The sequence below is a fragment of the Allobosea sp. 05T439 genome, assembly GCF_056396005.1.
Genome location: NZ_JBFTKP010000018.1, coordinates 1 through 12,470 on the forward strand (window position 1 = coordinate 1; position 12,470 = coordinate 12,470).

Here is a 12,470-nt window from a genome sequence, read left to right on the forward strand (position 1 = left end):
GGGGCCAGGCGATGACAGCGTCATGGCGTTCACAGACTTCGGCATCGAGACGCTCAAAGGCCTCGCCGAAATCTACAAAGCCAATCCTCACCTGCTCACAAGATCGGACGACCCGAAATAGCCGTACTGCGGCCTACGCCGCATGGTTACGCCGCTGCGATCGATCTGAACAAATCGCCGATGTGACAAAAAAATGAAAACGCGATTGGAAAATGCCCCGAAATCCTACCGGCATTCCACGCGGTGAATTGCTTGTTCGAAATTGCGGCGGGGAGAGGAGGCCGTGGGGGGCGGCCCTAAGGTTTAAGGTATCGGATGTGCAGTTGGCCTCTTATGAGCGAACGGATCGCTCAGTCCGCTGGCGCGAGCGCACCGTCGTTCAAGATGATGTGCCTGTACTGATGTGGTCAGCGGTCCCGGGAGACAATCGAATCCGGCCAACCGGGCTACACGCTTCCCGAAGGCTGTGCTTGTAATCGTAGGCCGTTGTCAGTGCGGGAAGCTAATTTTCTCGGCGGACGTGAGGATCGTCGCTGCGGTCTCGTCGCTCTTGTGAGTCCTAAATTATCGAGAAAAATGCGCGCCCACGTTGGCCACCGAATTCGCTCAGGTTCTTGGCTCAGGCGTCTCCGCCGGCTTGGCGTGCTCGGTCACGAGTTCGCTGACGGACGCGTCTAGGGCCTGCGCAATTTGCCAAAGGCTCACTGCAGTGGGATTACGCAAGCCCTTTTCGAGGGCGCTAACGTGCGCTCGATCTACGCCGAGCCGTTCGGCAACCTGTGCTTGCGTCAAGCCCTTTGACAGCCGCAATGCTCGGGCGTTGGCCGCTATGATCAAGCGAATATCCATATAGTGCTGTTACGGCGKACGTGCCGTTTAGCGCGACGCGGTTTAATGCGTTGCGCTTTACCGCACATTGTGAGTTATTCTGAGCGGTGAGGACCAGCTAGAGCCGCCGTGGACGGCAGGAAATTAGGGCCACCAACTGTGAACGGTCAACCAAACACGCTCAGAGGCTTTCCCGGTCTGAAATTTAAGTTCCTGATAGAGCGCGTACAGCGGACCGAAACAAACTTCGAATTGCTCATAAGCGCGGCCGGACCGCGCGATGATCGCGAGAGATGGCTTCGGGCGTTCCAATGTTGGTGCGATTTCCATGACCTAAGTCCCGAAATTATTCATGGCAATTCACGAACCCATAGGACTGCCACCAGGACGCTTGTTGCATGCTGGCCGTCGATACCCGCATTTCTCTTCCGATTGATTGGAGAGGACTGGGCTCGATATTCTCACCAAGATGGAAACGCAGCGTCAGCGGTCGAAGAATGGCAAATAACAGCCCTCCGACAACAAATTAGCAAACTTGAGAAGGGCATTCGACAGGTCGACAGCAGGGTGTGGAAGGACACCACGATTGGTTTTCGACGACCTCGACGAGCCTACAGCACTCGTTTGACCGCGTTCGCGAGATCCGGAGATGGAGCCAGATGACCCATGGTACCAACCTGTCGCCACCTGAAGATGAATGCCGATAATGCGCGCGCCATGCAACCTTGAGGAGTGGCGACGCATACGCCCTCCGAGCCTCGGAGAGTTTTTGCGGGTCGCCGATCGTTGGCGACTGTCGGAGGATGATCAGGTTCGGATTCTGCGGTGCGGTTCCGTTGAGCAGTTGAGACGCTGGATCGCGATCAATCAGACCAATGAGGCGTTGGTCACGAGCAGCGATACAGGGGAACGCATTGCTGCCGTCGTCGGAGCGGCCGAGGCTGCAGGATATCTTTACACCTCCGAGGACGAACCACTCTGGCTCCGTGGTTCAATCACGGGACAACCGTATCAAGGCCAGACGCCCTTGAGCCTCATGAAGGAGGGCAGCGTCGAGGACATCATGAACGTCCGTCGGTATCTCATGGGCCTCACTCAGGGCGGCCCTGGTCCAAATGACGTCGATCGCGATTTCACTCCCTACACCGACGATGACTTGAAGTGGGAGTGACGGGTCCTGATGTCGGAAATCCGGGCAATCTGTTTCGACGCGTTCGGGACGCTTGTGAAAATGGTAGATAAACGCCGTCCATTCCGAAGGCTGATGAACGAAAAGGGGACGGATCACCGTGCGGTCGACGTTCTGACCCGCCCGTTGAGCCTTAGAGAGGTTGCCAAAGAACTTGCCATCGTCATCGGCGAGGCGCGTTTGCGGGAACTGGAACTCGATCTTGATGCCGAGCGGGCTTCTATCCAGCTGCGCCCCGGAATGGCGGTGCTTTGGGCAGCGCTCCGACGGGCTGACTTGCGCATCGGAGTCTGCTCGAATCTGGCCCAGCCTTATGCTGAACCGCTGCTAGCTATCCTCCCAGGTATTCCTGACGCGCTCGTCCTTTCGTTTGAAGTCGGCTTCATCAAGCCACAGCCAGAAATCTTTCATTGCGTTTGCGAGGAACTCGGCCTTCGCGCCGAGCGGATCTTGTTCATCGGTGACACCCTAGAGGCAGATATCGTGGGGCCGAGGGCCGTCGGCATGCACGCCATGACTATCGACGCCTTCGAAGCAGCTGTGAACGGTCGTGAAGAGCGCCGGATATCCGCTGACGAAGTGCAGTCGCCTGAGATCCATCAGCTACTCGAGCGGGTGCGCGAATGCGTCTGCTCGTGATTTCGGACCTTCATCTGGAGTTCGGGCCATTTGAGTTCCCGACGCCCATGCCAGAATTCAACGTGGCCGTTTTTGCTGGCGACATTGGTCAGCCTATTGTCGGCGCGATCGAGTGGATGGCCCGCCAAAGGGAGTCCGGTCCCCTAATGGGATGCCCCGTCGTCTATGTCGCAGGAAACCACGAGTTTTACCGCAGCGAGATGAAGTCGAATCTAGCCKAGGCCAGAAGGGTCGCTGACAACGCCGACATTCACTTTTTGCATCGACGGGTGGTCAGCATCAATGGCGTCCGCTTCATTGGGTGCACGCTTTGGACCGACTATCGACTGCTCGGAACTCCCAAACCCTCGATGATCACGGCTGGCCAGGAACTGAATGACCATCGCCTGATCCGGTACCGCGAGGAGAGCGGACACTTCAGTCGCTTCATGCCATGGCACGCCGCGGCAGAGCATCGGCTCGATCTTGCTTTTATTCGCGGCGAACTGGCAACTTCGCATGACGGGCCGACCGTCGTGGTGACCCATCACGCGCCACACCCGCAATCCGTTCAGCCAAGGCACCAGGGCAGCGCGCTGTCGCCGGCATTCGTGTCAGATCTCAGCGCTATGATCGAACAGTTTCAGCCTGAGCTCTGGATCCATGGACACGACCATGGATCGCACGATTATCGGGTAGGCAAGACGCGCATTTTTGCAAATCAGGCCGGCTATCCAAACCTCCACCGGGATCGCGAGAACAGCGGGTTCGATCCGCGCTGCGTCATTAAGGTCGATGGAGCGCTGAAATGAGTGGCTACAACGAAGTACAATGCGAGAGGACGCTGCCTGCCACCGATCCGGGGTGTGGCACGATGTTTCACACGCGAGCATTCATCGCCGTCTTCGGGGAGAAGGGCGGGATTGTTGCTCGCCAAAGCCTCCCGGCGGCCATGAAGTATCTGCCGTCCGGTGTTGTCGGATGATCGCGCCGGTCGTTCAATCTGGATACTCGCGGGCGAGCCGATCATAAGCGTCCTCGGCTGCGGCGTCGCCCACCATGGCATTTTCGATTTCATTCTCGTCGACGAGCACCCCGCCGAAATGGCCGACGAAGGCGCGAGCCAAGCCTCGGTCTTCGAATGCGCTTCGGACCGTATCGGACCCTGGAAAGCGATCGAGAACCCGGAAGCCGATTTGCCAGTCCCCACACCAGCTCTCGATCCTGCGCAGGCGCTCCGGCGCGGCGACGGGGTCCAATATCATTTCGACTTGATGGATGAATCCCGACATCACGCTCTCCCTACGACCGGCACCTCTTCGAGCCGCGTCGTGTAACGCGGCGAACGCATATCGCGGGGGCGTTCTTGATCAGCGCCCACGACAGGTCGATCGGTGTGTCGAGGTAGTCATCGGCCGGCGAAGGAAAGCCCGCGCGCACGGCCTTCAGGTAGACCGGGAGAAAGATTGGAGGTCCGAGGACGGCGGGGGACATGTGCATCGCGATGCGCTCCCATTTGCAGAACATAACAAGAACATCAGAAGGCGCGAGTCAATGTGAATCAAGTAACAGGAGCACCTAGATCGCCGGGGAGGCCGAAGAACGTCCACCGGAGTAGGGCGGCTTAAAACCCGGCCGCGCCCGGGAAGGCTGCCGCGAAGCCGCCTGGGAATGGGGGCAGCAGAGCTCTGTTCTCATCTCTGAAGCGATCCATCAGATAGGTCCCCATAGACCAGCTCCGAAACCCGCCGTCGGCGGCCTTTTCAGCCATGACCGCGCGTATGCCGGTCGAGTTCATCACGATCGAGCGCGACGCCCTGGCGCGCATAGATCTGGGCCTGACGATACAGCGGCAGATGATCGGCATATTTCGAGACCAGAACTTGGGCGACCGTCGCCTCGGTCGGGATGCCGCCCTGCAGGCGCCTGCACCACGACGTCCTCGCAGGACCGGCAGGCGTATTTCGGTCGGCGCAGCACTAACTAGCACGCGGAACTGGGCCGGCACTATGTCCAGACGCTCGGCGACATCCTCGCCAGGACTGGAAGGGTGCACGAGGGTTGATGGTGATCGGAACGCGGCCGCGAACCAGGCACACCGCAGCACAGTCCGAGCTTCGCGCTCGCTCGCTTGAACGGACCTGGTCAGCGGACCCCATCAGGGCCAGCGGCCATTAGCGCCGCGCCAACAGGCCGGAAAGATGACCGCACCCGACCGATCGTCAGGTCATCCCAAATGAACCCTTGCAGAGCAGGGGCCGTCCAAAGATGACTATGCTGTATCGCTTGACGGACCGCCGCTGTCGTCGTGGCGCTCCCGTGGTGAACCTGGCCCCTAGCGCATCCCTCGATTCATGCGTTGAGATTGCACCATCAAAGCCCGGGATCAAACACCTAAGCGAAATTGTTTGCTCGACTGGACCCGACTCAACATACAGCGCTTCGTACTCCCCTGCTGGATGCAGGCGACGCGCCAATCCCTGTAGGTCTCGTTGAGCGAGGAGGAGCGCCGGGAAGGCTCGAAGCGGCTGCGGTGGCACGCAACGCCTCGCCCGCAAGCTCGGTCCCAATCGAGCCGCCGAGCTTCTGGTGAGCGGCCGCTTCGCCAGCCCGCAGGGGAGGGCGAGTTGGGCTGTCGTCAACCGTGTTGTGCAGGATGGAATTACGAGCCCCGAGCCGCCCGGTCCTTTCGGGACGAGCTCCGAGGTGACCCTCGGCCTTTCCAGCTAACGATGAGAGCGCCCGAAAATCTAAATTAATATAATAATTATACTATAAATGATTCAGTAGATCGATGTTGATAATGTATATACATATAATATATATTCGAAACAATAAGATTGATTTGGCGAATTCTCTAATTTAATCCATGGCCTGAAAAAATATAATTTGTTGCGCTGTGCAAGCTGATTTCTAACTCGCGAACCGCATTCATTCGACCGCGAGTTCGTCATGTATCAGCCAGGCCGGCAGTTCTTGCATACACCAGGGCCGAGTGCGATTCCGGACCGCGTCCTGAATGCCATGCACCGGCAACCGCTGGATCTCAGTGATCCGCAGCTGGCGGAGATCGTGCAGTCCTGCCTCGTCGATCTCAAGGGGGTCTTCGCTACGGCCGGCGACATGTTCATCTATGCGGCCAACGGACATGGCGGCTGGGAAGCTGTGCTCAGCAACCTCTTCGCACCCGGAGAGGCAGCACTCATTCCGGAGACGGGATATTTCTCCGAAAGCTGGGCAGCCCACGCCCGCATGCTCGGCATCGACGCGCAGATCATGCCCGGCGACATCAGGCGCGCCATCGATCCGGAGCGGCTCGAAGCCACGCTGCGGGATGATCGCGCCGGCAGGATCAAGGCCGTTCTCGCGGTTCATGCTGACACGGCGACCGGGGTCGCCAGCGATGTTCCCGCCTTGCGCGCCGCGATCGATGCGGCCCGGCACCCGGCTCTGCTCGTGGTCGATGTCGTGGCCTCGCTGGGCGCCGCGCCGTTCCGCATGGACGAATGGGGCGTCGACGTCGCGATCGGCGCGTCGCAGAAGGCCTTGATGGGGCCGCCCGGCCTGGCCTTCGTCGCGGCCAATCCGCGTGCGCGAGCCGTCGCCGCAGATGCGCGCAGGCCGCGTCATTATTGGGATTGGGCGTATCGGCTCGGAGCGGAAGGATATCGCCGCTTTTGCGGCACGGCGCCGGAGCATGGCCTGTTCGCACTCCAGGCCGCCCTCCAGATACTGCGCGAAGAGGGGCTCGCCGGGGCGCAGCTCCGCCATGCCAGGCTCGCGCGAGCCGTCTGGCATGCGGTCGAGGCCTGGGGGGTGGCCGGCGACCTCTGCCTGAATGCCCTCCGGCCGGACGAGCGCTCGACCTCCGTCACCACGATCCTGACGCCGGCGGGTTTCGACAGCGGGCGGGTCCGAGAGCACGCCCGGGCATATCGCGGCGTCGCGCTCGGTGGCGGGCTCGGTGCGCTCGCCGGCCGTGCGTTCCGGATCGGCCATCTCGGCGATCTCAACGAGCCGATGATCCTGGGCTGCCTCGCAGCCGTCGAATTGACCCTGCGCGATCTCGGCCTGCGTTGCGGCCGGGATGGCCTGCCTGCCGCGATCGAAAGCCTGGCTTCTTCGGGGCGCGCCGCGGAGGCGCCGGAGTTTCCGAGGTCTGCGGCCGTGCCGGCCTGATCCTGCATCGGGCTCGACAGATCACCACACGAGGCGCCGCCGGTTCACCGGCGCCGACACCGGGAGATGACCGATATGATGCCCTTGTTTTTGCCGATCGACGTTGCTGGCGTGGAGCCGGTCGCCATCGCGATCGCCAGGGAACGCGTCGTCGAGGGCGCGCCCGAGGCGAGGGCCTGGATGATGGAGCGACATGCCGGTGGCAGCGTCACCTCCGGCATCTGGGAGGCGACGCCGGGCACCTGGCGCGTCGCCTATGACAAGTGGGAGTTCTGCTCCATCCTCTCGGGGGTGTCGATCCTCACCGAGGATGGCGGCGTGCCGCGCACCGTAAAGGCGGGCGACACTTTCGTCATCCGTCCCGGCTTCACCGGACTCTGGCAGGTGGTCGAGACGACCCGCAAGACCTTCGTGATCCACCGGGCCTGATGCTTGGGTGAGCACAACATGCCGTCGCCGCCGCTCATCCATCGAATGAGACTAAATCATTTGCCGCTGATCGTGGGCGCTCGATAGCTTCTCTCATGCCGGCGTCACGATGCAGCGCCCGGCTTTCCCCATGTCCCACCGGCTCGTGCTTCGGCCGGATGCCGCTTTCGTCGGCGTCGCGAAGGCGCACCGTTTTCAGGAGGGCCTCGCGAGAGGCTGGCGAAAGATGACGCTCTTCAGCGACGGATTTGTCGAGACGCCCTATTGGTGGGAAGCGGCGCCGCCAGAGGAAGGTCGGCCGCAATCCGAGCTGCGGGATGTCGACTTCCTGGTCATCGGCGCCGGGCTGACGGGCCTGAATGCCGCGATCACTCTGGCCAGCGCCGGTTGCGACGTCGCCGTCGTCGATGCGCAATTGATCGGCGAGGCCGCGAGCACGCGCAATGGCGGGCAGATCCGGGCGGAGAGCAAGGTCGCAACCGGTGAACTCAGCAGGCGCTTCGGCGAAGACGTGGCGCGCGGGGTCCTTGCCGATTTCACCGCGGGCCGGGCCTTCCTCGGCGAGCGCATCGCTGCGCTGGGGATCGACTGCGACTATCAATGGACCGGCTTCTTCTTCGGTGCCCATACCCGGCGCGACCATCTCGCCCAACAGCTCCGGCACGAGAAGGCGAAGGCCGCCGGCCGGGTGATCGGGGCGGTGGTTCAGCCATCCAAACTCAAGAGCGAAGTGAAGACCTCGCTGTACCATGGCGGATATCTCTATTTCGACGGCGGGCAATTGCATCCGGCGCGCTATCACGCTGGCCTGCGCCGGGCGGCTGTCGCTGCTGGCGCGTCGCTGTTCTCGCGCCTGCCCGTGCAGGAGATCGTCCGGGACGGCGCCGGCTTCCTGGTCCGCTTTCCGGGCAAGGAAATCCGCGCCCGGCAGGTGATCCTCGCCACCAACGGCTATACCGATCAGGCCGCGACCTGGGTCCGGCGTCGCCTGATCCCGGCCCGCAGCTACATGATCGCCACCGAGCCGCTGGCGCCGGGCCTTGCTGAAGCGCTGATTCCCGGCGGAAGGCCGGTCGCCGACACTAAGCGCATCCTCTACTATTTTCGCACCTCGCCGGATCGACGGCGGATCCTGTTCGGCGGCCGCGCCAGCTTTAGCGATGACGGAGCCCGCACGGCCGCGACGCGGCTGCACGGCTTCATGACGAATGTCTTCCCCGAACTCGCCCAGACGAAGCTGACCCATGCCTGGTACGGCAATTTCGCGCTGGCATTCGATTGGCTGCCGCATATCGGCGTGCACGAGGGCGTGCACTATGCCTGCGGCTGCAATGGCAGTGGCGTGATGATGCTGAGCTATCTCGGCCATGCGGCGGCGCTCAGGGCGATGGGCCACCCCGGCGTGATCAAGGGCCTCGACCGCGTGCCGTTCCGGACCCTGCCGACCTATGACGGCCGCCCCTGGTTCCTGCCGGTGGTCGGCAATGCCTACAAGCTCCGCGACGGCTGGAACCGGATGACCGACCGGGCGGCATAGGCCCGCTTTTCGGATCGTCTTTGCGGAAATGGCGAAGCGGCCCCGAGGGGCCGCTTCTTCGTTTTTGTCGCTCCGGGCGAGGCTCAGCCGAGAAATGGCATGATGAGCCGCGCCTGATCCGCTGCGTTGCGGGGATGGATCTGCTCGATGGTCGAGCCGGTCAGGACATGCAGCGCCCGTGTCGCCTCGGCGGTGAAGACGATCGTTCCGTCGGATTCGATGCGCTCGACGCCGTCCCAGCGGAGCGAGCGCTCGTTGATGGCGACGGCTTGCGCCTCGCTCCAGTGCTCGGCGAGATCGAGGCTGATCTCTCCGTTCTCGACACGCACGGGATAGCCGCCGACCAACCCGAGCACGCCGGGCAGATGCGTGCGCACCGGCGACGGGTGCAGCAATGCGCGCATGGCATCGATGGCAGCAGAGGCCGTGATCCGGTTGAAATGCAGATCGAACGGGAAGGGGAACGGAGCGCTCAGAGCTTCGTGGCCGAGCTCGCTGTAGTCCTTGCCGTCGACGGTCACCTGCAGGAGATAGGGCGGCAGCTCGGCCGCGGGCTCAGCCTGGAACACCGCGTATTCGAAGGCGTGCTGAGCCACCAGCCTGACCTCGACCCGCGCCGGTGGGACGCCGAGCCTCTCGCCCAGCAGTGCCTGGATCTTGGCGACGGGCTCGCGGACATTGCCGATGCCGCAACTCGGCCTGAGGCCGCTGCGCGCCAGGCTCGGATTGACGACGTCCGGGAAGGACGCGGCGATCCAGTGCGTGTCGATGGCGGCCTCCGCCAGGCGGTCGCGGAACATCGCCATCGGCGCGAGCTGGAGGCTGACATAGCCGCCGAACGGCACCTTCTCGGCCGGGGTTTCCGCTGCGCCGTCGAGCCCTCCTACCTTCCACCAGGGTAAGAGCGTCGGCGCGCAGAACACGATGTCCGGCGCGATGCGGCGCAGGGCGGCGACACTGGCCGGCTCGTTGAAATCGAAGCCCACCGCTTCGAATCTGGGGAAAAAGCCGTCGATGCCGCAGCCGAGCAGGGCGTTATTGATGCGGGCGCGTGCCTTGTCGATCGAGCGGCTCGCCACCACGATCCGTTCGAACAGGCCGCTGCGCCCCGCCGCTTCGAGCACGTTGGTGCCAAGCTCGCCGAGCGAGACGATGAGAAGCGTGGCAGACATGGTCACCCCAGGATGTCGAGAATATCAGCGACCGTCTCGCCGAGCGCAGCCGAGGCGTAACCGCCTTCCTGCACGATCACCATGGGCAGGTTCAACTGCGCGATCCGTTCGGCCATGCGCCGGAAGCCGGCATCGCTGACCGTGTGTCGCCCATGCGGATCATGGACCGAGGCGTCGACGCCGAGCGACAGCACGAGCGCCTGCGGAGCAAAGCCTCGGATGCCATCCAGCGCCGCCGCGAGCGCGTCGAGGAAGGGGCCATCGCCCGAGCCGACCGGGAAGGGGACGTTGAGGGTCGCGCCTTCACCCGCGCCTTCGCCGCGCTGATCGGCATAGCCCCAGTAAAACGGGTAATACTGGTCGGGATCGCCATGGATCGAGGCGAAATAGACGTCGCCGCGTTCGTAGAAGATCTCCTGCGTGCCGTTGCCGTGATGGACGTCGACATCGAGGATGGCGACGCGGTCGAAGCGCTTGCGCAGTTCCTCGGCGGCAACCGCCGCATTGTTGAGGTAGCAGAAACCCATGGCGCGATCGCTGCCGGCGTGGTGGCCGGGTGGCCGGCACAGCGCGTAGCTGCAGGCGCTGCCCTCGGCAACGAGCTGTGCCGCCGTCGCCGCGCCCCGTGCGGCGGCATAGGCGGCCTGCCAGGTGCCGTCCGTGATCTCGCAGGCCATGTCACCGGTATACCAGCCGAGCCGGCCGACAGGGCCGGCCGGGCAGCGCGCCGTGGTACCGCGCGGGTGCACGTTCGGCATGGCCGCAGCCTCCGCCCCCGCGAATGCGGTCCAGTCGGCCCGCGCCATCTGAAGGAACGAGACGAAATCCGCGTCATGCACGGCCAGGATCGGGGCGAGCCCGAGATCGCGTGGTTCGATCAAGGCATGGCCGCGCCGGACCAGCGCGTCGTGGATGAAGATTGCCCGCTCCGCGGTCTCCGGGCTGGGCACGACCTGGCCTGAACGAATGAAGCGCGTGCCGTTATGCGCCAACTGCTGAGCCGACCAAACAACCTGCATTCCGTTTCTCTCTTTCGGCCGGTCGACGCCTTGACAATGCAAATCAGCTTGTTTCCAATAGTCAACAAGTGAGCATAATAGAAAACACGGGTCAAGGCGGACCGCACGACAACGGCACGCCGGCTGCAAGGCGAGGAAGACGAAACATGCTGCGGAACACGGCTTCGGGTCAGCTCTTCGAACGGGGGCTGAAGGTACTGGTGGAGGGGGTGAGCTCGGCCTCGCGCGGGCCGACCAATTATGCCCCTTACCCGCCCTATATGCGCAGCGGCTCGGGCGCCCGCCTCCGCGACGTCGACGGCAACGAGTATATCGACTGGATGATGTCTTTCGGCGCCTTGCCGCTCGGCCATGCCCATCCGGCCATCGTCGAGGCGGTGCAGCGCGAGGTCGTGCACGGCACCCATTTCGCGACCGCGCTGGAGGTCGAGGTCGAGGTCGCCGAGATGCTGGTCGACCTGCTGCCGCATGCCCAAAAGATCCGCTTCGCCAATACCGGCACCGAGGCCTGCATGGCGGCCTTCCGCCTGGCGCGCGGCCTGACCGGGCGCTCGAAAATCCTCAAGTTCGAGGGCCATTACCATGGCTGGTACGATGCGGTGCTGCTGAACAGCAATCCGCAATTGCCGACCTCTCTGGGCCACCCCAACGATCCGATCCGCATCCCCGACTCGTCGGGCCTGACGGCCGGCTCCTGGGCCGACACGCTCGTCGTGCCGTGGAACGACGAGGCGGCGCTGACGCGGGTCATGGAAGCGCATGGCCGGGACATCGCTTGCGTCGTGACCGAAGGCGTCATGACCAATATGGGCGTGATTCCGCCGAAGGACGGCTATCTCCAGTTCATCCAGTCGATCTGCAAGGCGCATGGCGCGCTGTTCTATCTCGACGAGACCGTGACCGGCTTCCGCCTGGGCGCCGGCGGCTGCGCCGAGCGCTACGGGCTCTCGCCGGACATAGTCACCTACGGCAAGGCGCTCGGCCAGGGCTTCCCGATCGCGGCGATCTGCGGTCCCGATCACATCATGGAAGGGCTCGAATGGGGCAAGATCCTGCATTACGGCAGCCATAACGCGCCTCGGCTCGGGCTCTACGCCACCAAGACCATGCTAGAGGTGCTGACGGCCGACAAGTCGGCCGGCTTCGCCCAATTGCAGGCCTGCGGCACGGCGATGGCCAGCGCGCTGCGCGAGGTCATCGGCGCCCAGAAGCGCCACCGGGCGATCGTCCAGAATGTCGGCTCGGTCTTCCAGATCTACTTCACCGACCGCGACGCGATCACCGACTACCGCGACTTCTGCACCCATGTGGACCGCGCCAAGTTCAAGACCTTCGCCAACGCCCTGATGCAGGAGGGCGTCTACATGTCGCCGGCCAACACGCTGCACAGCCTGAGCTCGCTCGCCCATGGCGAGGCCGAGATCAAGGCGACGGCGGAAGCGGTGGCGCGCACGCTCGCCACGCTGTGAGGGAACGGGCGGCGCCAAGACCGCCCGACC

12 protein-coding genes and 1 pseudogene are annotated in these 12,470 nt (G+C 63.3%); 7 read left to right on the top strand and 6 right to left on the bottom strand.

What is annotated here, in order from left to right; all coding sequences use genetic code 11:
- Positions 1–606 precede the first annotated feature (606 nt).
- A complete protein-coding gene (locus tag AC1DIO_RS20485; protein ID WP_441493771.1) occupies positions 607–849 on the bottom strand; it encodes a helix-turn-helix domain-containing protein in 243 nt (80 codons plus the stop codon).
- A 748-nt stretch (positions 850–1,597) separates the two neighbouring features.
- On the opposite strand from AC1DIO_RS20485, the gene AC1DIO_RS20490 reads away from it, so the two are divergent.
- From AC1DIO_RS20490 to AC1DIO_RS20500, 3 genes are read left to right on the top strand one after another with little or no spacing between them, the layout of a single operon-like run.
- A complete protein-coding gene (locus AC1DIO_RS20490) occupies positions 1,598–1,999 on the top strand; it encodes a hypothetical protein (protein WP_476835476.1) in 402 nt (133 codons plus the stop codon).
- A 9-nt stretch (positions 2,000–2,008) separates the two neighbouring features.
- Positions 2,009–2,656 carry an HAD family hydrolase gene (locus AC1DIO_RS20495; protein ID WP_476854008.1) on the top strand — a complete coding sequence of 216 codons (648 nt, stop codon included), beginning with the start codon at positions 2,009–2,011 and terminating at the stop codon, positions 2,654–2,656.
- Positions 2,641–3,447: a metallophosphoesterase gene (locus AC1DIO_RS20500; protein WP_476854009.1), complete on the top strand. Its 807-nt coding sequence runs from the start codon at positions 2,641–2,643 to the stop codon at positions 3,445–3,447. The genes AC1DIO_RS20495 and AC1DIO_RS20500 overlap by 16 nt, the downstream gene beginning before the upstream one ends.
- Positions 3,448–3,633: 186 nt before the next feature.
- Here the strand turns inward: AC1DIO_RS20500 and AC1DIO_RS20505 are convergent, their stop codons facing one another.
- From AC1DIO_RS20505 to AC1DIO_RS20515, 3 genes and pseudogenes are all read right to left on the bottom strand, one after another.
- Positions 3,634–3,927 carry a hypothetical protein gene (locus AC1DIO_RS20505; RefSeq protein WP_476767960.1) on the bottom strand — a complete coding sequence of 98 codons (294 nt, stop codon included), beginning with the start codon at positions 3,925–3,927 and terminating at the stop codon, positions 3,634–3,636.
- A complete protein-coding gene (locus AC1DIO_RS20510; RefSeq protein WP_476767961.1) occupies positions 3,927–4,016 on the bottom strand; it encodes a DUF4113 domain-containing protein in 90 nt (29 codons plus the stop codon). Before AC1DIO_RS20510 ends, AC1DIO_RS20505 begins: the two co-directional genes overlap by 1 nt.
- Before the next feature lie 409 nt (positions 4,017–4,425).
- Positions 4,426–4,673 (bottom strand): annotated as a pseudogene (locus tag AC1DIO_RS20515) (IS66 family transposase); the annotation flags it as partial.
- Positions 4,674–5,587: 914 nt separating this feature from the next.
- Between AC1DIO_RS20515 and AC1DIO_RS20520 the strand changes: the two are divergent.
- The 3 genes from AC1DIO_RS20520 to AC1DIO_RS20530 all read left to right on the top strand — a co-directional run bounded on the left by AC1DIO_RS20520 (position 5,588) and on the right by AC1DIO_RS20530 (position 8,780).
- The gene (locus AC1DIO_RS20520) at positions 5,588–6,814 is read left to right on the top strand and encodes a pyridoxal-phosphate-dependent aminotransferase family protein (RefSeq protein WP_476767962.1); all 1,227 of its coding nucleotides are present in this window, start codon (positions 5,588–5,590) and stop codon (positions 6,812–6,814) included.
- Positions 6,815–6,892: 78 nt separating this feature from the next.
- Positions 6,893–7,243: a cupin domain-containing protein gene (locus AC1DIO_RS20525; protein WP_476768013.1), complete on the top strand. Its 351-nt coding sequence runs from the start codon at positions 6,893–6,895 to the stop codon at positions 7,241–7,243.
- 226 nt (positions 7,244–7,469) lie between these two features.
- On the top strand, positions 7,470–8,780 hold the full coding sequence (locus tag AC1DIO_RS20530; protein WP_476854010.1) for an NAD(P)/FAD-dependent oxidoreductase: 1,311 nt from the start codon (positions 7,470–7,472) through the stop codon (positions 8,778–8,780).
- Positions 8,781–8,863: 83 nt separating this feature from the next.
- Here the strand turns inward: AC1DIO_RS20530 and AC1DIO_RS20535 are convergent, their stop codons facing one another.
- Entirely contained in the window at positions 8,864–9,952 is a 1,089-nt protein-coding gene (locus AC1DIO_RS20535; protein WP_476767964.1) for a hypothetical protein, read from the bottom strand.
- Positions 9,953–9,954: 2 nt separating this feature from the next.
- On the bottom strand, positions 9,955–10,971 hold the full coding sequence (locus tag AC1DIO_RS20540; RefSeq protein WP_476767965.1) for a histone deacetylase family protein: 1,017 nt from the start codon (positions 10,969–10,971) through the stop codon (positions 9,955–9,957).
- A gap of 146 nt (positions 10,972–11,117) precedes the next feature.
- On the opposite strand from AC1DIO_RS20540, the gene AC1DIO_RS20545 reads away from it, so the two are divergent.
- Complete coding sequence (locus tag AC1DIO_RS20545) at positions 11,118–12,440, top strand: aspartate aminotransferase family protein (RefSeq protein ID WP_476767966.1); 1,323 nt, start codon at positions 11,118–11,120, stop codon at positions 12,438–12,440.
- Positions 12,441–12,470: the final 30 nt, after the last annotated feature.

Bases quoted from the DNA above. Each gene is read 5' to 3' on its own strand.
- AC1DIO_RS20485 (WP_441493771.1), bottom strand. From the start codon at position 849: ATGGATATTCGCTTGATCATAGCGGCCAACGCCCGAGCATTGCGGCTG.
- AC1DIO_RS20495 (WP_476854008.1), top strand. From the start codon at position 2,009: ATGTCGGAAATCCGGGCAATCTGTTTCGACGCGTTCGGGACGCTTGTG.
- AC1DIO_RS20505 (WP_476767960.1), bottom strand. From the start codon at position 3,927: ATGTCGGGATTCATCCATCAAGTCGAAATGATATTGGACCCCGTCGCC.
- AC1DIO_RS20520 (WP_476767962.1), top strand. From the start codon at position 5,588: ATGTATCAGCCAGGCCGGCAGTTCTTGCATACACCAGGGCCGAGTGCG.
- AC1DIO_RS20525 (WP_476768013.1), top strand. From the start codon at position 6,893: ATGCCCTTGTTTTTGCCGATCGACGTTGCTGGCGTGGAGCCGGTCGCC.
- AC1DIO_RS20530 (WP_476854010.1), top strand. From the start codon at position 7,470: ATGACGCTCTTCAGCGACGGATTTGTCGAGACGCCCTATTGGTGGGAA.
- AC1DIO_RS20535 (WP_476767964.1), bottom strand. From the start codon at position 9,952: ATGTCTGCCACGCTTCTCATCGTCTCGCTCGGCGAGCTTGGCACCAAC.
- AC1DIO_RS20540 (WP_476767965.1), bottom strand. From the start codon at position 10,971: ATGCAGGTTGTTTGGTCGGCTCAGCAGTTGGCGCATAACGGCACGCGC.
- AC1DIO_RS20545 (WP_476767966.1), top strand. From the start codon at position 11,118: ATGCTGCGGAACACGGCTTCGGGTCAGCTCTTCGAACGGGGGCTGAAG.